Source organism: Nocardia spumae (assembly GCF_020733635.1).
GTDB lineage: Bacteria > Actinomycetota > Actinomycetes > Mycobacteriales > Mycobacteriaceae > Nocardia > Nocardia spumae.
This window is the reverse complement of the sequence record NZ_JAJFZL010000001.1, coordinates 2,434,109-2,454,475: the sequence shown is the minus strand read 5'-3', so window position 1 is coordinate 2,454,475 and position 20,367 is coordinate 2,434,109. Positions and strand designations below refer to the sequence as shown.

Genomic DNA, 20,367 nt, shown 5'->3' with positions numbered 1-20,367 from the left:
GGGGCTCGCCACTCCGGTGCAGGCGCCGGAACAACCGCGATCGGACGATCGCCAACAGTCCCTACTCGAGGTCTGTGCTGTCCCGTCGTTCGAGTAGGAGTCTGTCGTTGACCGAAGTGCGTCGTTTCCCGGACCGGCCCGGCGACTCCGCCGCCGAGTCGATCGATCCCGATGTCGACCTGCGCGTCCCCACTCAACGGCGGGAGCTGATGCGCGAACACGGCGCGGTGCTGGCGGTGATCGCGATCGGCGGCGGACTCGGCGGTCTGTCCCGCTACGGTCTGTCGCGGCTGCTGCCGACCCATCCCGGCCAGTTCCCGTGGGGCACCTTCACCGAGAACGTCGCCGGCTGCCTGGCGATCGGCGTGCTGATGGTGCTGATCACCGAGGTGTGGCCCGCCCATCGGCTGGTGCGGCCGTTCGTGGGGGTGGGCTTTCTCGGCGGATTCACCACCTTCTCCACCTACGCCGTCGAGATCCGCAATCTGCTGCAACCGGGTTCGGCCTGGCTCGCGTTCGCCTATCTGGGTGCCACCCTGGTGTGCGCGCTGCTCGCGGTGCTCGCCGGGGTCACCCTGGCGCGAATGGTATTTCTCGGCAAGCGGATTCGGCAGGAGGCACGATGAGTCACACTGCGCAGCCCACTCACCGGGCCGACCGGGCGCAGGTGCCCCGCAAATCGCAGGAGGCACGATGAGTCACACTGCGCAGCCCACTCACCGGGCCGACCGGGCGCAGGTGCCCCGCATATCGCAGGAGGCACGATGATCATCGCGTTGGTTCTCCTCGGCGCGATGATCGGCGCCCCGGCCCGCTACCTGACCGATCGCTTCGTTCAGGCGCGGCACGACAGCCTGTTCCCGTGGGGGACGCTGACGGTCAATATCGCCGGCTGCCTCATCCTGGGGGCGCTCACCGGCGCCGCGGCCGGCACGCCGGTCCTGGCCTTGCTCGGCACCGGGTTCTGCGGGGCGCTGACCACCTACAGTACGTTCGGGTACGAGACGATGCGGCTGCTCGAGCAGCGCGTGACGTTCTACGCGGCGATGAATGTGGTGATCAGCGTGGTGGCCGGACTCGGCGCCGCCCTGCTCGGCTACGCGGTGGCGCACGCGTTCGCCGGCTGAGCGGGCCGCCGCATCGCACCCGGTAGCGATGTCAGTCGTCGTCGTGATCGACCGCGAGCACGGTGGCGTTCACCGCGTCGACGGTCACGTCCACGTCCTCGCCCCGGGCATCGCGCAACTCGACCTCCCAGACCGGATTCGCCCGGCCGGTGTCGAGTTCGGCGGAGATGACCCGCGCATCGGGTACCGCGCCGCGGGCGACCTCGACGGCTCGCTCGCGGTCGATCGTCGCGGCGGCGGGTTCGGCCGCCGCGGCGTAGCCCACCGGCGAGAACTCCAGGTGATGCCGGGAGTCGTCGAGAACCCCGGTCCCGGCGCCGAGCGCCAGGCCGGTGGCCGCGACCACGGCGAAGGCCGCCGCGCCGACGAGCAGCCAGCGCAGTCCGTTGCCGACCCGGCGCAGTATCGATGTCATGATGTTTCCTCCTGTGCGAGTGGGTGTTTCGACGGCGAAGCCACTCTGGCAGCACGGACCTGAAGGGCCGCTGAAGCTTCCTGAAATTCCCTTCAGGAGGAATCTGCGAAGCTGAGCACATGCGCCTGCTCATCGTGGAGGACGAGAAACGGCTGGCCGATACGCTCGCGAAAGGCCTGGCGGCAGAAGGCTTCGCGACCGATGTCGCCCACGACGGAACCGAGGGTCTGCATCTGGCGCGCACCGCGGCCTACGACCTGATCCTGCTCGACATCATGTTGCCCGGGATCAACGGCTATCGGATCTGCGCCACCCTGCGAGCCGAGGGCGACGACACCCCGGTCCTGATGCTGACCGCCAAGGACGGCGAGTACGACGAGGCCGAGGGCCTCGACACCGGCGCCGACGACTACCTGTGCAAGCCGTTCTCCTATGTCGTTCTGCTGGCCCGCATTCGGGCGCTGCTGCGACGGCGCACCCGTGGCGGCGCGCCCGTGGTCCGGGTGGGCGATCTGCTGGTGGATCCGGCGACGCACACCTGCCGGCGCGGCGATCAGCCCGTCTCGCTGACCGCGAAGGAGTTCGCGGTGCTCGAACATCTCGCCCTGCGCGCCGAGCAGATCGTGCCGAAATCCGAGATCCTCGATCATGTCTGGGATTTCGCCTACACCGGTGATCCGAATATCGTCGAGGTGTACATCAGCGCACTGCGCCGAAAGATCGACACACCGTTCGGCTGCCGCACGATCATCACCGTGCGCGGCGCCGGATACCGCCTGGTGGCCGGGCGTGGCTGAGGTGCCCGCCCGATGGCTCGGCCGGCTGCGATGGTGGAATTCGGTGCGCGCCCGCACCACCGCCGCCGCCACCGTCGTGGTGGCGGCCGCCTTGATCGCGGCCGGGCTTGCCGTGCTGATGGTGTTGCGGCACAACCTGATCGACAGCGCGGGACTGCAGGCCGAGACGAGCGCGCGAACCATCGCGACCCGGATCGCGGTCGGCGTGGACTTCGCGCGTCTGAACCTGCCCGACGCCGATCATCAACCGGTACAGGTGGTTTCGGAACAGGGCGTGGTGCTGGCGGCCGACGACGATCTGCCGCGCCACCCGATCATGGGGACCGGGCGGCCCGGCACCGCGGGCGAAACCCACGGTGTCGCTCCGAAACTCGACAGTGACGACCACGGCGATGACGACGACGATGACGACGGCGGCGATGACGACGACAACGGCAATGCCGGCGACGATGGCGACGTCGACGACGGAGAAGACGACGATCGCGTGTCCGCATCGGGCCGTCGCGGCGGCGAGCACGCCGCCGCGACCACACCCGGCACCGTCGGCGACCGGGTGACACTGCGCGATATGCGCCTGCCGGTGGCCGATTCCGACACCGGCGGTCACGATTTCCGGGTAGCGGCCCTGTCGGTGACCACACCGGGCGGGCAACCGGTCACCGTCTACGCGGGAACGTCACTGGCGACAGCGGACAAGGCGGTATCGGGCGTGCGCGGCGCCATGCTCGCGGGGCTGGCGCCGCTGCTGGCGCTGGTGGCGGCGGTGACCTGGCTGGTGACGCGCCGCGCGCTGCGCCCGGTGGAGGCGATCCGTGCCGAACTGGCCGAGATCGTCGACGGCGATCTGTCCCGCCGGGTCCCCGAACCCGCGGCACGTGATGAGATCGCCCGGCTGGCGGCCACCACCAATGTGACCCTGTCGGCACTGGAATCCGCCGCACACCGGCAGCGCCGTTTCATCGCCGACGCCGCGCACGAACTGCGCAGTCCGATCGCGAGTCTGCGCACCCAACTGGAAGTGGCCCAGGCCCACCCCGAGCTGCTCGATATCGACGGCATCCTCGACGACACGATCCGGCTCGAACATCTGGCGGCGGATCTGCTGTTGCTGGCCCGGCTGGACTCGGGCGAACAACCGCGGCGCGACGCGGTCGAGCTGGCGCAGCTGGTGCGTGACGAGTTCGCCCGGCGCACCGGCGATCGGCATCCCACCACCTTCGAACTCCCCGACATCGCGATCACGGTGCCGGGCAGCCGCATTCAACTCGGCCGGGTGCTGAACAATCTGCTCGACAACGCACAGCGCCACGCGGCCGGTCAGGTGCGGGTCCGGGTGGCACGCCGGGACGGCGACGCGGTGCTGGAGGTGTGCGACGACGGCGGCGGTGTGGCACCCGCCGATCGCGATCGCATCTTCCGGCGTTTCGTCCGCCTCGACGACGCGCGCAGTCGTGACGACGGCGGCGCCGGACTGGGATTGGCGATCGTCGCCGATGTCGTCGCCGGCCACGGCGGACGCATCGAGGTGGGTGACGCCGACGACGGCGGCGCCCGGTTCACCGTCACCCTGCCCGCGACGGACCCGTCGCGCTGACCGGCGCCGACCGCTACCGATCGTCCCAGGTGAGTGCCAGATACATCCGCGCCCGCTCGCGCGGCGAGTCGAGTGTGTCGCCGAAGATCTCGTGCAGCCGATCCATGCGGTAGCGCACGGTCTGCAGATGGATATGCAGTTCCTCCGCCATGGCATGACGGTCACCCATATGCCACAGCCAGCTGCGCAGGGTCTCCACCAGCCGATCCCGTTTACCGTCGGGCAGTTCCAGCAGTGGTCGCAGTACCTGCTTGCGCAGCGTGTCCAGCAGCCACTCGTCTCGATTGGCGATGATGGTGTCGAGTTCGTCGGCGACGATCACCGGACTGCCACTGAGCACTCCGGTGCGGCGCAACCGCAGCGCGGTGCGGGCGATGCGCATCCCGGTCGGTAGCCGGTCCACGGTCAGCGGATGCCCGACCACCACCCGGCAGCCACGCAGGGCGGTGATCAGCCGATCGGCCCGCCCGCCGGGCAACGGCACGATCGCGCCGGTCGTGTCGTCGCGGCGGATCGGCAGGCAGTGATGTCCCAGATGCTCGACCACGCTGCAGGCGCGCGCATCCTCCGGATCGGCCAGCACGACCGCGACATCACCGGGCATCTGCCACCCGGCTCGTTCGGCCGCCAAACGCACGGCAATCGTGTCCGAACGGCCCGACAGCAACAATTCCGCCAATTCCTCACGGTGGCGTTCCCGGGCCGCACTCGACGCCGACTGTTCGGAGACGTAACCGTGTGCGGAAGCGGTGGAGAATTCGTCGACGAATGCGAAAACCGCCTCGGCGAGAATCGCCAGGACCTCCGAACCGAGGTCGAGTTTCAGCGCGGTTTCGGCAACATGATGCCAGGCGACCCTGGCACCCACCTGGTAGGCGCCCAGCAAATCCGATAGCTCCAGTCCCTCCTGCAGCTGCTGGCGGCCCACCTGTTCGAAGACCAGCTGGGTCGGCTGGAATACCGTTTCCCCGGGGCCACCGACACCGTGCGGGCCGTGTTCGGCCAGGTCGAGCAACCGATGCACGAACAACACCCCGACCTCCGCGACCTCGGCGCGATGCTCGTCGAGGTAGCGCGCGTAGTCCGGCCACTCGGCGGCGAGCAGATCCCGGACCTCGTCCAGCAGATCGGGCATCCTAGCGTCGAGTTCTTCGGAGAGCTGGTCCAACGCTTCCGGTGTTATCGGAATTTCATTCTGGGAATCGCTCATTCGAGTCCTCTCCGGCTCGATTATCGTCCCGATACAAAAAACACCAACCGGAATCACTTCGACGGTTGAAGATTTGAGCCCTGTGGTGCGTTCACCATCGAATGATGGACGCAGCGACAGCCCCGGCCCGCTGGCTGCGGGCCCGTGAAAAGGAAGAGAACTTTCCGGTCGCGCTGCGGTGGTTGCCGCGCGAACCACGTCGCCATCTCCACGCGGTCTACGCAGCGACCAGACTAATCGACGAGATCGGCGATGCCGCTCCCGGCGATCGTGTGTCGCAACTGCTGGCGCTGCGGGCGGAACTGGCCGCGATGTGGCAGGGCCACGCCCCCGACGACCCCGTGCTGCGCATGCTGGCCCCGGCGGTGACCGCCTGCGCTCTGCCCCAGGACGCGTTCCAGGAGCTGATCGAGGCCAACCTCATCGATCAGCGCGTGAACCACTACGCCACCTTCGACGATCTGCTCGGCTACTGCCGGCTGTCGGCGAATCCGGTGGGCCGCTTGGTCCTCGCCGTCTTCGACCAGTCCACAGCCGAGACGGTGGCGCTGTCGGATCAGGTGTGCTCGGCGCTGCAGATACTCGAGCACTGCCAGGACGTGGCCGAGGACCATGCCGCGGGCCGGATCTACCTGCCGCTGCGAGATCTCGCCGAGGCCGGGGTGAGCGAAGCGAGTCTGGCCACCGGCGGACCGGGCGCCCCGGCATGCCGCGCGGTGATCCGGCTCCAGGTCGACCGCTGCGAATCACTGCTGGAAGCGGGAGCGCCGCTGGTAGCGCGCTTGACCGGCTGGGCGCGGATCGCGGTCGCGGGCTATATAGCGGGCGGCTGCGCGACCGTGCGCGCACTGCGGGCGTGCGACGGCGATGTGTGGTCGAATCCGGTGCGGCCCCGGCACGTCGACACGGTGGCCTCGATGGTCACGCTGCTCGGCAAGGCGACGGTGGTGTCGCAGTGACCATCGCGGGCACCACCACCGAACAGGCCTATACGGCCTGTGCGCGGATCACGCGCACCGAGGCCAAGAACTTCTACTACGGCATCCGGTTGCTGCCACCGCCGAAGCGCTCGGCGCTGTGCGCGCTGTACGCCCTGGCCCGCCGCATCGACGACATCGGCGACGAGCAGGGCGACCCGGCCGCCAAGACCGAGGGGCTGACCCTGCTGCGCAAGGAATTGGACAAGGTCGCCGGCGGTGCCGGCACCGACGATCCGGTACTGTTCGCGGTCGCCGACGCCGCCCGCCGCTATCCGGTGCCGATGGGCGCCTTCGGCGAATTGATCGACGGGGTACAAGCCGATGTCGACGGCGTCACGTACGCCGATTTCGACGAGCTCACCCACTACTGCCGCTGTGTGGCCGGTGCGGTCGGCCGGTTGTGCCTGTCGATCTTCGGCTCCGGCGACGACCGCTCCGCACCGCTGTACGCCGACCAGCTCGGAATCGCCCTGCAGCAGACCAACATCCTGCGCGATATCCGCGAGGACCTGATCAACGGCCGGGTGTACCTGCCCGGGGCGGACCTGCGGCGCTTCGGGGTCCGGCTGGAACTCGACGCGGGCGGTTCGCTCGACGATCCCGACGGCGGGCTGGCGGCACTGATCCGCACCGCCACCGAACGGGCCGAGAACTGGTATTGCCTGGGGCTGCGCCTGATACCGCATCTCGACGGGCGCAGCGCCGCCTGCTGTGCGGCCATGGCCGGGATCTATCGCCGGCTCAACGCCCGGATCCACGCGAATCCGGTGGCCGTCTACGACCGTCGGCTGTCGCTGAGCGGGCGGGAGAAGACCCGGGTGGCATCCGGTGCGCTGCTGCAGTATTCGATGGCGACCTTCGGGCGGAGCGCGCGATGACCGCGCGCGTGGCCGTGGTGGGCGGTGGGCTCGCGGGCATCACCGCGGCCCTGTGCTGCGCGGATGCCGGCTATGCGGTCCGGCTCTTCGAATCCCGGCCCTGGCTGGGCGGTCTGACACATTCGTTCACCCGCGGCGAGCTGTGGGTGGACAACGGCCAGCATGTCTTCCTGCGCTGTTGCGAACGCTATCTCGCGCTGCTCGACCGGATGGGCGTCCGGGACGCGGTGTATCTGCAACCGCGACTGGATATCCCGGTCTCGGGCACCGGGCGCAGGGGGCGACTGAGCCGCCTGCCGGTGCCCGCGCCGCTTCATCTGAGCTGGTCGTTGCTGCGCTACCCGTGGCTGTCGACCGGCGCTCGACTGCGTTTCGCACGCGCCGCGCTGGCCCTGCGCGCCGTCGACACCTCCGATCCGCGCACCGACGATACGAGTTTCGGCGACTGGCTGCGCGCGCACGGGCAGGATCGCGATGCCGTCGACAGCCTCTGGGATCTGGTCGGCATCGCCACTCTCAACGCCCGCGCCGACGAGGTGTCACTCACTCTGGCCGCCACTGTCTTCCGGATCGGGCTCCTCACCGATTCCGCCGCGGCCGATATCGGCTGGGCACGAATCCCGTTGCGGCAGTTGCACGGTGATGCCGCACGGGCCGCCCTGTCGGACGCGGGAGTGGATACGGTCGCGCCGGCCAGGGTCACCGGGATCCGCAGGCTCTCCGACGGATGGGCGATCTCCACCACCGGCAGCGACACCCGTGCCGACGCGGTCGTGTCGGCGATCCCGCACCCCGCGGCCGCGGCCCTGCTCCCGGCGGGCGCTATCGATCTACCGGCGGATTGGGCCGCGGCACTGGGCAGTTCGCCCATCGTCAACATTCATGTGATCTACGACCGGCAGGTCATGACCGGGCCGCTGCGCGCCGGGATCGGTACGGCGGTGCAGTGGGTGTTCGATCGCACGGCGGCCGCGGGAGTACCCGAGGCGGGGGCGCAGTATCTGGCGGTCTCCGTCTCGGCGGCAGACGATATCGTCGACCGGCCGACCGCCGAGCTACGGCGGCGATTCCTGCCCGCCCTCGCCGAGCTGCTGCCCGCGGCCCGCGACGCGCGCGTCCTGGATTTCTTCGTCACCCGCGAACGCCACGCGACTTTCCGGCCCGCCCCGGGCACCGCCCGGTTGCGTCCGCCGGCGGCCACCGCGCTGCCCGGACTGGTGCTGGCGGGGGCGTGGACCGATACCGGCTGGCCGGCAACCATGGAAGGTGCCGTGCGCAGCGGGGAATCGGCTGCGACAGAGGTCATTTCGTATCTGGCGGGGATCCCGTCCCGCACCGGCGCACGCGAGCGCGCCGCGACGCCCCAACCCCGTACGCGGATATCGGAGGTGATCAGATGACGGTAACCACCCTGTCCACGGTCGATGCCGGTGGCGCGGCCGTCCGGTCGGCACTGTTCGACGCCGTCGGACGACTCGACAACGCCATCCGCCCGGTCGTGGCCTATCACCTCGGCTGGTGCGATGAGCAAGGCCGTGCGGTCACCGCCGACAGCGGCAAATCGGTGCGCTCGCGGTTGGCCATGCTGGCCGCCCAGGCCGCCGGTGGCGACGAGCACTGCGCCGTCCCCGGCGCGGTGGCCGTCGAACTGGTGCACAATTTCTCGCTCGTCCACGACGATCTGATGGACCGCGACGCCACCCGCCGCCATCGGCCGACCGTCTGGGCGGTGTGGGGTGACGCGGTGGCGGTGCTGGCCGGTGACGCGATGCTGTCGCTGGCCCACGAGGTGCTGCTGGATTCGGGATCGCCGCACGCGGTGTCCGCGGCCCTGCTGGTCGGCCGGGCCACCCAGGATCTGATCCGCGGGCAGGCCGCGGATGTGGACTTCGAGCGCCGCAACGACGTCGGCCTGGCCGAATGTATCCGCATGGCGATGGGGAAGACGGCGGCGCTGTTGTCGGCGAGTGCGGGCGTCGGCGCGATCCTGGCCGATGCGCCACCGGCCACGGTGGCGGCGCTGCGCACCTACGGCGACAACATCGGACTGGCCTTTCAGCTGGTCGACGATCTGCTCGGTATCTGGGGCGATCCCGAGGTCACCGGTAAGCCGGTGTTCTCCGATCTGCGCTCACGGAAGAAATCGCTACCGGTGACCTGGAGCCTGGAATCCGGCCGGCCGGCGGGGCTGGAACTCGCCCGGTGGCTCGACCGCACCGGTGACCCCACCGAATCCGATCTGCGGGCCGCCGCCGAGATGGTCGAGGCCGCCGGTGGGCGCCGGTGGGCGCGCGCCGAGGCCCGGCGTCGCCTGCGCGCGGCCCAGCGGGCGCTCGACGCGGCCGCCATCGACCCCGTCTATCGCCGGGAACTGACTCACCTGGCGGAGTACATCGTGGAACGGAGTGCGTAGCAATGACTGTCACCCACACCGGTAACGCGGCGGCGAATCCGCGGGCGGCCGAATCGGCGCGCGCGGCGCACGATCCGGCCGCGGTCCGCGCCGCCACCGAGGCGGCGGTCCGGCTGCTGCGTTCGTCCCAGCACGAACAGGGCTGGTGGAAGGGCGAATTGGCCACCAATGTGACGATGGACGCCGAAGATCTGCTGCTGCGGGCATTCCTGGGCATCTCCGATCCGGAGGTGACCGCCGCGGCGGCACGCTGGATCCGCTCACAGCAACGCGCGGACGGCACCTGGGCGACCTTCCACGGCGGCCCCGGCGACCTGTCCACCACCGCCGAGGCCTGGGTGGCACTGCGCTGGGCCGGTGACGATCCCGCCGAACCGCATATGCGGGCGGCGGCGCAGTTCGTCCGGGACGGTGGCGGTATCGAGGCGAGCCGGGTCTTCACTCGAATCTGGCTGGCGCTGTTCGGACTGTGGTCCTGGGACGATCTGCCGAATCTGCCACCGGAGCTGGTGCTGTTCCCGTCCTGGTTTCCGCTCAACATCTACGACTGGGGCTGCTGGGCCCGCCAGACCGTGGTGCCGCTGACCGTTGTCGCCACCCTGCGGCCGTGCCGCCCGCTGCCGTTCGGAATCGACGAGTTGCGCGCGGGCTCCGGCCGTCCCCGGCAGGCGCCGATCACCACACTCGCCGGAGTCTTCCAGCGCGTCGACACCGTCCTGCACGCCTACGCCAGACTTCCGCTGAACTTCGTGCGCGAGCTCGCGATGCGCCGGGCCGCGGAATGGATTCTGGCGCGGCAGGAGGCCGACGGCGGATGGGGCGGAATCCAGCCGCCGTGGGTGTATTCGCTGTTGGCACTGCATCTGCTGGGCTATCCGCTCGATCATCCGGCGATGCGCGCCGGGATCGAGGGTCTGGACGGATTCGTGGTGTGGGAGCAGACACCGGAGGGTGCGGTGCGGCGGCTCGAGGCCTGCCAGTCCCCGGTCTGGGATACCGCGCTGGCCACGGCGGCACTGCTGGATGCCGGTGTGGCACGCGATGATCCGGCCGTGCTGCGGGCTACCGATTGGCTGCTCGGCGAGCAGATCACCGCCGGCGGCGACTGGCAGGTACGGCGCCCGCAGCTCGAGCCCGGCGGCTGGGCCTTCGAATTCGCCAACGACGTCTATCCCGATACCGACGACACCGCCGAGATCGTCATCGCGCTGCACCAGGTTTCGCATCCGGATCAGGCCCGTCTCGACGCGGCGATCGAACGCGCGGCGCGCTGGACGGTCGGGATGCAATCCGCCGACGGCGGCTGGGGCGCCTTCGATGCCGACAACACCTCGGTACTGCCGACGAAGTTGCCGTTCTGCGATTTCGGCGCCGTCACCGATCCGCCGTCCGCGGATGTCACCGCACATGTGGTGGAGATGCTGGCGGCCCTGGGTCGCGGCGGTGACCGCGCCTGCCGCCGCGGCGTGCGCTGGCTGCTCGACCATCAGGAAGCCGACGGGTCCTGGTTCGGGCGCTGGGGCGCCAACCACATCTACGGCACCGGCGCGGCGGTTCCGGCACTGGTCGCGGCCGGCACGAATCCGCGCTCGCAGCCGATTCGCGCGGCGGTGCGCTGGCTGGAGGACCATCAGAACGCCGACGGCGGCTGGGGTGAGGATCTGCGGTCCTACCGCGAGCCGGAGTGGATCGGCCGTGGTGAATCGACCGCCTCGCAGACGGCGTGGGCACTGCTGGCCCTGCTGGCGGCGCAGGAGCAGGACTCCCCCGCCGTGCGGCGCGCCGTCGCCTGGCTGGTGCGGACCCAGCGGTCCGACGGCGGCTGGGACGAGGACCTGTTCACCGGTACCGGATTCCCCGGCGACTTCTACATCAACTACCACCTGTACCGGCTGGTGTTCCCGGTGTGGGCCCTGGGGCGCTATCTGCGTCTGCAGGGCTGCCCGAACGACGTCGCCGTCGAGGCGGCGGGAGCCGACGGATGAGCCGGCCCGGAATCGTCTGTACCCCATTGCGTTCGGAATGGGCGGCACTACGCGGTGCCGTGACCGCACCGGTGGTACGCACCGGCCGGGGGCCGCGGCGACGCTACGACGACGCCGCGGCCGGGCCGATCGCGGTGGCCGGTGTGGCGGGCGCACTGGACGGCGGCCTGCGCCCCGGCGATCTGGTGGTGGCCGATGTGATCCGCGGCCCGGATACCGAATTGTCCAGCGCGGCAGCACCGTTGCTGTACGGCGAACTTCGACGGCTGGGCCTGCCCGCCCGGCTGGGCCCGGTGCTGTCCACCGAGCGTGTCGTGGACGGGCGCGCCCGGGCCGAGCTGGCCCGCACCGGCGCGGTCGCGGTCGATACCGAATCGGCCTTCCTGGCCGCCGATGCCCCGCACGGCCGGGCCGTCGTGATCCGGGCCGTCGTCGACACTCCCGGCGCACCCCTGCTGCGGCCGGGCACGGCGTGGCGCGGGGTGCGGGCATTGCGCGCACTGCGCGCGGCCGCACCCGTCTTCGACCGCTGGTCCGCCGCGACCGGTGACCGCGAGGTCCTGCTCGCCGGTCCACGCTCGTTCTGCGCCGGTGTCGAGCGCGCGATCGAGATCGTCGAGCAGACCCTGCGCCGCTTCGGCGCACCGGTGTACGTGCGCCGCCAGATCGTGCACAACACCCACGTGGTGCGCGAATTGACCGAGCGCGGTGCGGTTTTCGTGAACGAGGTCGACGACGTGCCCGAACATGGCGTGCTGGTGCTCGCCGCCCACGGCGTCGCACCGGAGGTCCGCCGCCGGGCCGAGCAGCGCTCGCTGCGGGTCGTCGACGGCACCTGTCCGCTGGTGTCGAAGGTGCACACCGAGGTCCGCAACTTCGCGGCGGCGGGGAAGACGGTCTTCCTGATCGGGCACGCCGACCACGAGGAGGTCGTGGGCACCCGCGGCGAGGCGCCGGATCGGGTCGTGGTGGTAGCGGATCCGGAGGCCGCGGCGCGGGTGTCGGTGCCGGATCCCGAACGGGTCGCCTACGTCACGCAGACCACCCTGGCGATCGCGGAGGCCGAGGCCACGGCTGCCGTACTGCGGCAACGGTTTCCGGCCGTCAGCACCCCGCGCAAGGACGACATCTGCTACGCCACCACCAATCGCCAGCACGCGGTGCGGGCGGTGGCCCGGCAGTCGGACCTGGTGTTGGTGCTGGGTTCGCGCAACTCCTCCAATTCGCTGCGGCTGGCCGAGGTCGCCGCGGCCGAGGGCGTGGCGGCGCAGCTGGTGGAGGACGCCGGCGAGGTCGAGTTGGGCTGGCTGGCGCGCGCCCACCGCATCGGTGTCACCGCCGGCGCCTCGGCACCGCCCTATCTGGTGGACGACCTGGTCGATGCCTTGTCCGGGCTCGGCGCCGTCCGGGTCCGCCACCACACCGTGACCGAAGAAAGTGTTCGTTTCAACCTGCCTCGGGAGGTGAGCTGAATGGCCATGCCATTCCGTCAATCCGTGCGTCTGGGAGCGTATCTGGCGAAGCAGAAACTGCTTCGCCGAGAGAAGTTCCCCATCCTGGTGGAATTGGAGCCACTGTTCGCGTGCAATCTCAAGTGCGCGGGCTGCGGCAAGATCCAGCACCCGCACACGCTGCTCAAGCAGCGAATGCCGGTGGAGCAGGCAGTCGGCGCGATCGAGGAGTGCGGTGCGCCGATGGTCTCCATCGCCGGTGGTGAGCCGCTGATGCATCCGCAGATCGACGAGATCGTGCAGCAGCTGCTGGACCGCAACAAGATCGTATTCCTGTGCACCAACGCGGTATTGCTGCCCAAACACCTGCACAAGTTCACTCCGCACCGCAATTTCGCGTGGATGGTGCATCTGGACGGACTGCGCGAACGTCACGACGCGTCGGTCTGCAAGGACGGCGTGTTCGATCAGGCCGTCGCCGCGATCCGGCAGGCCAAGGCCGCCGGATTCCGGGTGATGACGAATACCACGTTCTTCGATGTGGATTCGCCGCACGACGTGATCGACGTACTGGACTATCTCAACGACGAACTCGAGATCGACCATATGCAGATCGCGCCCGGCTACGCCTACGAGAAGGCGCCCGATCAGGAGCACTGGCTCGGCGTCGCACAGACCCACGAGCTGTTCTCCAAGGCGTTCGCCGACGGACGCCGGAAGAAGTGGCGGCTCAACCACTCTCCGCTGTATCTGGATTTCCTCGAGGGCAAGGTCGACTTCCAGTGCACCGCGTGGGCCATCCCGTCGTATTCGCTCAAGGGCTGGCAGCGGCCCTGCTATCTGCTCGACGACGGGTACGCGGCGACCTACCGGGAACTGATCGACGACACCGATTGGAAGGCCTTCGGCCGCGACAACGATCCGCGCTGCTCGAATTGCATGGCGCACTGCGGATACGAACCGACCGCGGTGGTCGCGACTCTGGGCTCGTTGAAGGAGACGATCCGCGCCGCGGTCAGCTGAGCCGAATCCGACGTTCCACTGTCCCCGGAAGGTGAGCACCCCCATGAAACACTCGCCGCGCGGGCCCGACCCGCTCGCCGCCCTGACCGGCCCCGACGCGCTGGCGGCGTGGCCCGAGGCCGAACTGCCCGCGCTGGCCCGGGTAGTGCGTGATCGCCTGGTCGAGACGGTCACCGCTACCGGCGGCCATCTGGGCGCCGGTCTGGGGACGGTGGAACTGACCATCGCGCTGCATCGGGTATTCCGTTCGCCCGCCGATGTTCTCGTCTTCGACACCGGTCATCAGAGCTACACCCACAAACTGCTCACCGGGCGCTCGCACACCTTCGACACCCTGCGCCAGGCCGGTGGCATCGCTGGATATCCGAATCGCGGCGAATCCGCGCACGACTGGGTGGAGAATTCGCACGCCTCGGTCAGTCTGGCCTGGGCCGACGGCATCGCCAAGGCGTTCGCGCTGCGCGGTGAGCACGACCGCCGGGTCGTCGCGGTGATCGGGGACGGCGCCCTCACCGGCGGGGTCGCCTGGGAAGGTCTGAACAATCTCGGCGCGGCCGGGCGGCCGGTCGTGGTGGTGCTCAACGACAACGGGCGCTCCTACGATCCGACGGTCGGCGCGTTGGCCGGTCACTTGAGCGCGCTTCGGCGGGGTGCGCCCGAGACCGGTAACCTGTTCGCCACCTTGGGTTTCCGCTATCTCGGGCCGGTCGACGGGCACGATATCGGCGCGCTCAGCACGGCCCTGCGCGCGGCCGCGGAGCTGGCCGAACCGGTTGTGGTGCACGCGATCACGACGAAGGGATGTGGTTTCGGCCCGGCGGAGACCGACGAGGACGACCGGATGCACGCCTGCGGTGTGATCGATCCCGTCACCGGTGCGCCACGTCAGCCACCGGCGACCACCTGGACCGATATCGTGGAGTCCGAACTCGCCGATATCGCCCGCGAGCACCCGAAGGTGGTGGCGCTGACCGCGGCGATGCGGCTGCCCACCGGTCTGGGCGAGCTGTCACGACGGTCTCCGGAACGCGTCTTCGACTCCGGGATCGCCGAGCAGCATCTACTCGCGTCGGCCGCCGGTCTGGCGGCGGCCGGTATGCATCCGGTGGTCGCGGTCTACTCGACCTTCCTCAACCGCGCGATCGACCAGGTACTGCTCGATATCGCACTGCACGAACTGCCGGTCACGCTTGCCCTGGACCGCGCCGGGGTGACCGGCCCGGACGGACCCAGCCATCACGGGATGTGGGATCTGGCCCTGCTGACCTGTGTGCCCGGCATGCGCATCGCCTGTCCGCGCGATCCGCGACGGCTGCGCGATCTGCTCCGCGAAGCCGTGTCGGCGGCCGGGCCGACCACCGTCCGCTATCCGAAAGCCACCGCCGGAGCGGATATCGCGCACCTGGCGCGGATGGACGGGATGGATATCCTGCACCGCGGGCCGCACCGTCCGCTCGATGTGCTGCTCGTGGCCGTGGGCGCCATGGCCCCGGCCTGCTTGCGGGCCGCGGAATTGTTGAGCGACAACGGTTTCGGCGCGACGGTCGTCGATCCCCGCTGGGTGTGGCCGATCAATCCGGGACTGCCCGCGATCGCGGCGCGGCATCGGCTGACCGTCTGTGTGGAGGACGGGATCGCCGACAACGGTATCGGCGCGCATCTGCTCCAAGCGATCGCCCGGAAAGGGAACCCCTCCACCGTCCACGCACTGGGTCTGCCCACCAGCTTCATCCCCCACGCCTCCCGAGACCGCATCCTGGCCGACTACGGCCTCACCGGCGCCGGTATCGCGGCGGCCTGCATGGATCGGCTCCCCGCGACCGAGAGGATCCGATGACCGCCGTATTCCTGTCCGAGCCCTCGACCCCGGCCCTGCGATCGCGCCGGCCCAGCCGGCGCATCGATGTCGGCTCCGTGCCGGTCGGTGGCGGCGCGCCCATCTCGGTGCAGTCGATGACCACCACGGTCACCGCCGATGTCGAGGCGACCCTGCGCCAGATCGCCGAATTGACCTCCGCCGGTTGCGATATCGTGCGCGTCGCGGTGCCGACCCAGGACGACTGCCTGGCACTGCCCACGATCGCCGCCCGCTCCGCCATTCCGGTGATCGCCGATATCCACTTCAACCCGCGCTACGTCTTCGCCGCCATCGACGCCGGATGCGCCGGGGTGCGGGTCAATCCGGGAAATATCCGCGCATTCGACGACAAGGTCCGCGAGATCGCCATGGCGGCCGGCGCGGCGGGCGTGCCGATCCGCATCGGCGTCAATGCCGGCTCCCTCGACCATCGGGTGCTGGACCGGCACGGTGGCCGCGCCACCGCGCCCGCACTGGTCGAATCCGCGCTGTGGGAGGCGGGACTGTTCGAGGAGCACGGCTTCACCGATCTGAAGATCTCGGTCAAACACAACGATCCGCTGGTGATGATCCAGGCCTACCGGCTGCTCGCGCAGCGCTGTGACTATCCCCTGCATCTGGGCGTGACCGAGGCGGGACCGTCGCTGCAGGGGACGGCGAAGTCGGCGAGCGCGTTCGGCATTCTGCTGGCCGAGGGCATCGGTGACACCATCCGAGTGTCGCTGTCGGCACCGCCGGTGGAGGAGGTGAAGGTCGGCCACCACATCCTGGCCGGTCTCGGGCTGCGTCCCCGCACTCTCGACATCGTGTCCTGCCCGACCTGCGGCCGCTGTCAGGTCGACGTCTTCGCACTCACCAGGAAGGTCGAGGAGGCGTTCCGCGATTTCCCGGCGCCGCTGCGGGTCGCGGTGATGGGCTGCATCGTCAACGGCCCCGGGGAATCGCGCGAGGCCGATATCGGGGTGTCGGCCGGCAATCACAAGGGCCAGATCTTCGTCCGCGGCGAGGTGGTGCGCACGGTCTCGGAATCGATGATCGTGGAGGCGTTGCTCGAAGAGGCGCTGACGCTGATCGACGACGCGCCGGAGAGCCAGTCGAGCTAATACCGACATACCTCGCATACCACCCCACCTGCGGCAAGGAGTACTCGCTACAGGTACGCAGGATTGGACCTGTGGTATAGGTATGCCTTACCTTTGGACGGTGAGCTGGGCCGAGGCTGTACCGAATCTACTGATCTGCCTGCGGGAGGGCCTCGAGGCGGGACTCGTGGTGACGATCCTGCTGGCCGCCGTGCGCAAGACGTCGACCCCGCAGCGCCCGGTCTCCGCGACTCCCGTCTGGCTCGGCCTGCTCGGCGCGGTATCGGTGGCGGCCGGCTTCGCGGCCGTGCTCACCTACTCCACGAGCGTGCTCTCGAACTCCGGCCAGGAAATCGTCGGCGGCACCCTGAGCGTGATCGCGGTCGGACTGGTGACGGCGATGGTGTTCTGGATGCGGCGCACCGCCGCGTCGCTGTCCGGTCAGCTTCGCGGTGAGGTCGCCCGCGCCACCGCCATCGGGGCGGGCGCGCTGGCCATCACGGCCTTCATGGCCGTCGGACGCGAGGGCCTGGAATCGACGCTGTTCGTCTGGACCGCGGTCAAGGCATCCGGCACCACCGTCGCACCGCTGGTCGGCGCCGCGCTCGGTTTCGCCGCCGCGGTGGTGCTGTGCTGGTTGCTGTACCGGCAGTCGGTGAAACTCAACCTCGGCGTGTTCTTCAACCGCACCGCGCTCGCGCTGATCGTGATCGCCGCCGGTGTGCTGTCCTACGGTCTCGGTGATCTGCAGGACGCGAACATCCTGCCCGGACGACACTGGGTCGCCTTCGATCTGTCGGCCCATATCGACCCGAATTCGTGGTGGGTCTCGATCATCACCGGCATCACCGAGCTCACGCCGCGCATGACGGTGCTGCAGGTTGTCGCCTGGGTGGTCTACCTGGCCGTGGTGATCCCGCTGTTCATCCGCGCGGGAAGCCAGGCGCCCGCGAAGGCCCCGGCAAAGGCGGCACCGGCCACGACTGCAGGCACCGCGGCCGCGGCGGCCCCCCTGGCGGCGTCGACCGCGGCGCACGACGACTCCGAGCAGACGCCCGACTGGTGGGAGCGAATCGCCGGGCCGCGGCCGTTGCTGGTCGGTGCGGTGCTGGTGGTCGTTCCCGCCGTGGCCGCCGGGGCGGCGATCGCGCTGCTGCCGTCGAGCGGCTCCGGTAAGGCGCAGGCGGTGTCGGTCACCGACAGTTCGTGTGCCTCGGAATGGAAGTCCGGGCGGGCCGGGATGCAGACGTTCGAGGTCCAGAACAAGACGTCCAAAGCCGGGGAGATCAACCTGGTGAACTCCGGCGGTGCGGTCGTCGGCGAGATCGAGACGATCGGCCCGGCCACCACCGCCAACCTGACCGCGACCTTGGGCAGCGGCACCTACACCATGCAATGCCTGATGTCCGGTAAGCCGGTGACGTCTTCGGCGGCGGTGCAGGTCAGTGGCGAGGCGGGCGACACCCCGCCGGCCGTCAAACGCGTCACCGAGGACGATCTGCGCGGCCCCAACGACGCCTATCAGGCCTACGCCGCCGGTGTGCTGACCCGGCTCTCCGGCGCCGTCACCGCGATCGGCAACGATCTGCGTGGCGGCAATATCGCTGCCGCACAAGCGGATTGGCTCAGCGCCCAGCTGGAATGGGAGCGGGTCGGCGCCTCCTACAACAGTTTCGGCGACGCCGGCACCGCGGTCTCGGGTCTGCCCGACGGCCTGCCCGGTGGTGTCAGCGATCCCGGATTCACGGGTCTGCACCGGCTGGAATACGGCCTGTGGCACGGACAGCGGCCCGATCAACTGCTGCCTGCGGTCGATCGGCTCGGCGGCGATATCGCCGACATCCGGAAGAATCTCGGCAGCGACGACCTCGCCGGCGATCCGAAGAATCTGCCGCTGCGCGCCCACGAGATCCTGGAAGACGCTCTGCGCGACCATATTTCGGGCATCGACGACCAGGGCGCGGGCGCGGCGTATCCGATGACGCTCGCCGACATCGACGTGACTCGCGCGGTCCTCGATCAGCTCGGCCCGCTGATCGATCCGCGGGCGCCGCAACTGCGCGCCACCCTGCGCACCCGCCTCGACGAGTTGCAGGCAGCTCTGCTCGCCACCCAGAACCACGGACAGTGGCAGTCGCCGGATCGGACCCCGCCGGCCGCGCGGCAAGCCGTCAACGCGCGCCTCGGCGCCGCCCTCGAGGAACTCGCCACGGTGCCACGGTTGCTCGAAGTGCCGATCTCCCACTGACCATGCCGAATCACCGACCGACCAGTAAGGCTTCACGATGAACGTCAGCCGCCGCCGCTTCCTCTCCGGCGCCGCCGCCGGTGCCGCCGGAACCGCGCTGACCGCGGGCATTCTCGCCGAGGGTGCCCGCCAGGACGCCGACGCCGCCACGGTGGGCACCCCGAAGGCCGAAGCGAGCTACCCCTTCCACGGCGAACATCAGGCCGGCATCCTCACGCCGGGCCCGTCGGCGAAACAGAACGCCGCCTGCTTCGCCGCCTTCGACGTCACCACCACCCACCGCGCGGAACTGGTGGAGGCGATGAAGACCCTCACCGCGCGCGCCCGCTTCCTCACCGCCGGCGGCGCCCCGACCGACCTCGGCCTCGGTCAGCCGCCGTCCGACAGTGCGGTGCTCGGGCCGGAGGTGATCGCCGACGGGCTCACCGTCACCACCGGAGTGGGCGCGAGCCTGTTCGACGGCCGCTTCGGCCTGGCCGCGGCCAAACCCGCCAAACTCACGCCGATGCGGACCTTCCCCAACGACACCCCGGATCCGGCCTGGATGCACGGCGATCTGCTGATCCAGCTGTGCGCCCACCATCCCGACACGGTCCATCACGCGCTGCGCGACATCACCCGCCAGACCCGCGGCGCATTGCAGCTGCGCTGGAAGATCGACGGCTACAACTCTCCGCCGCGCCCCTCCGGCACCGGCCGGAACCTGTTGGGCTTCAAGGACGGAACGGCGAATCCGACCGGCGCCGACGCCGAATCGCTCATCTGGAGCGACGGCGGCGGCGAACCGGAATGGACCCGCGGCGGCACCTACCAGGTGGTCCGGCTGATCCGCATGCTCGTCGAATTCTGGGATCGGGTCTCGATCAACGAGCAGGAGAACATGTTCGGGCGCCGCCGCGACTCCGGCGCCCCGCTCGACGGCAATCAGGAATTCGACACCCCCGACTACGCCGCCGACCCGGAGGGCTCGGTCATTCCGCTGGATTCCCATATCCGGCTGGCCAATCCGCGCACCCCCGACACCGCGCGCCAGCAGCTGGTCCGCCGCTCCTACAACTACGACCTCGGCGTGGAGCGCAACGGCAACATGGCCTCGGGCCACATCTTCACCTGCTTCCAGCAGGACGTCGCCCGCCAGTTCGAGGCCATCCAGACCCGGCTGATCAACGAACCCCTCACCGACTACGTCCAGCCCTTCGGCGGCGGCTACTTCTTCGCGCTGCCGGGCGTCCGCGACGACAAGGACTGGTACCTGCGACAAATCCTCGGCTGACCCGCGCCGGGGCGGCAGGCGCGCGGCAGTCCG

The 20,367-nt window shown here is 69.7% G+C and carries 17 protein-coding genes; 15 read left to right on the top strand and 2 right to left on the bottom strand.

Annotated features, from left to right (window positions below; translation table 11 throughout):
- The first annotated feature begins 116 nt into the window (after nt 1–116).
- Nucleotides 117–626 (top strand): fluoride efflux transporter CrcB, encoded by a 510-nt coding sequence (gene crcB / locus LKD76_RS10630; protein ID WP_308188628.1) that lies wholly within the window; start codon nt 117–119, stop codon nt 624–626.
- Nucleotides 627–764: 138 nt separating this feature from the next.
- Nucleotides 765–1,127 (top strand): fluoride efflux transporter CrcB, encoded by a 363-nt coding sequence (gene crcB / locus LKD76_RS10625; RefSeq protein WP_227980862.1) that lies wholly within the window; start codon nt 765–767, stop codon nt 1,125–1,127.
- A 31-nt stretch (nt 1,128–1,158) separates the two neighbouring features.
- Here the strand turns inward: crcB (LKD76_RS10625) and LKD76_RS10620 are convergent, their stop codons facing one another.
- Nucleotides 1,159–1,542, bottom strand: a complete 384-nt coding sequence (locus tag LKD76_RS10620) for a PepSY domain-containing protein (RefSeq protein ID WP_227980861.1) — start codon at nt 1,540–1,542, stop codon at nt 1,159–1,161.
- A gap of 119 nt (nt 1,543–1,661) precedes the next feature.
- On the opposite strand from LKD76_RS10620, the gene LKD76_RS10615 reads away from it, so the two are divergent.
- On the top strand, nt 1,662–2,339 hold the full coding sequence (locus LKD76_RS10615) for a response regulator transcription factor (protein ID WP_227980860.1): 678 nt from the start codon (nt 1,662–1,664) through the stop codon (nt 2,337–2,339).
- The gene (locus LKD76_RS10610) at nt 2,332–3,933 is read left to right on the top strand and encodes a sensor histidine kinase (RefSeq protein ID WP_227980859.1); all 1,602 of its coding nucleotides are present in this window, start codon (nt 2,332–2,334) and stop codon (nt 3,931–3,933) included. Before LKD76_RS10615 ends, LKD76_RS10610 begins: the two co-directional genes overlap by 8 nt.
- Nucleotides 3,934–3,946: 13 nt before the next feature.
- Here LKD76_RS10610 and LKD76_RS10605 read toward each other — a convergent pair whose 3' ends face one another.
- A complete protein-coding gene (locus LKD76_RS10605) occupies nt 3,947–5,143 on the bottom strand; it encodes a PucR family transcriptional regulator (protein ID WP_479687476.1) in 1,197 nt (398 codons plus the stop codon).
- A gap of 104 nt (nt 5,144–5,247) precedes the next feature.
- Between LKD76_RS10605 and hpnC the strand changes: the two genes are divergently transcribed.
- The 11 genes from hpnC to efeB all read left to right on the top strand — a co-directional run bounded on the left by hpnC (nt 5,248) and on the right by efeB (nt 20,334).
- Nucleotides 5,248–6,102, top strand: coding sequence for a squalene synthase HpnC (gene hpnC, locus LKD76_RS10600; RefSeq protein ID WP_227980857.1), 855 nt, complete (start codon nt 5,248–5,250; stop codon nt 6,100–6,102).
- On the top strand, nt 6,099–7,001 hold the full coding sequence (hpnD, locus tag LKD76_RS10595; RefSeq protein WP_227980856.1) for a presqualene diphosphate synthase HpnD: 903 nt from the start codon (nt 6,099–6,101) through the stop codon (nt 6,999–7,001). The genes hpnC and hpnD overlap by 4 nt, the downstream gene beginning before the upstream one ends.
- A complete protein-coding gene (gene hpnE, locus LKD76_RS10590) occupies nt 6,998–8,401 on the top strand; it encodes a hydroxysqualene dehydroxylase HpnE (RefSeq protein WP_227980855.1) in 1,404 nt (467 codons plus the stop codon). Before hpnD ends, hpnE begins: the two co-directional genes overlap by 4 nt.
- Nucleotides 8,398–9,414, top strand: a complete 1,017-nt coding sequence (locus LKD76_RS10585) for a polyprenyl synthetase family protein (protein WP_305082763.1) — start codon at nt 8,398–8,400, stop codon at nt 9,412–9,414. Before hpnE ends, LKD76_RS10585 begins: the two co-directional genes overlap by 4 nt.
- Before the next feature lie 2 nt (nt 9,415–9,416).
- The gene (gene shc / locus LKD76_RS10580; RefSeq protein ID WP_227980854.1) at nt 9,417–11,399 is read left to right on the top strand and encodes a squalene--hopene cyclase; all 1,983 of its coding nucleotides are present in this window, start codon (nt 9,417–9,419) and stop codon (nt 11,397–11,399) included.
- Nucleotides 11,396–12,871 (top strand): 4-hydroxy-3-methylbut-2-enyl diphosphate reductase, encoded by a 1,476-nt coding sequence (gene ispH, locus LKD76_RS10575; protein ID WP_308188517.1) that lies wholly within the window; start codon nt 11,396–11,398, stop codon nt 12,869–12,871. The genes shc and ispH overlap by 4 nt, the downstream gene beginning before the upstream one ends.
- Nucleotides 12,872–13,873 carry an adenosyl-hopene transferase HpnH gene (gene hpnH / locus LKD76_RS10570; RefSeq protein ID WP_227980853.1) on the top strand — a complete coding sequence of 334 codons (1,002 nt, stop codon included), beginning with the start codon at nt 12,872–12,874 and terminating at the stop codon, nt 13,871–13,873.
- A gap of 43 nt (nt 13,874–13,916) precedes the next feature.
- A complete protein-coding gene (locus LKD76_RS10565) occupies nt 13,917–15,710 on the top strand; it encodes a 1-deoxy-D-xylulose-5-phosphate synthase (protein ID WP_227980852.1) in 1,794 nt (597 codons plus the stop codon).
- A complete protein-coding gene (gene ispG / locus LKD76_RS10560; RefSeq protein WP_227980851.1) occupies nt 15,707–16,834 on the top strand; it encodes a flavodoxin-dependent (E)-4-hydroxy-3-methylbut-2-enyl-diphosphate synthase in 1,128 nt (375 codons plus the stop codon). The genes LKD76_RS10565 and ispG overlap by 4 nt, the downstream gene beginning before the upstream one ends.
- Nucleotides 16,835–16,934: 100 nt before the next feature.
- Entirely contained in the window at nt 16,935–19,061 is a 2,127-nt protein-coding gene (gene efeU, locus LKD76_RS10555) for an iron uptake transporter permease EfeU (RefSeq protein ID WP_227980850.1), read from the top strand.
- Nucleotides 19,062–19,098: 37 nt separating this feature from the next.
- A complete protein-coding gene (efeB, locus tag LKD76_RS10550) occupies nt 19,099–20,334 on the top strand; it encodes an iron uptake transporter deferrochelatase/peroxidase subunit (protein ID WP_227980849.1) in 1,236 nt (411 codons plus the stop codon).
- Nucleotides 20,335–20,367 lie beyond the last annotated feature (33 nt).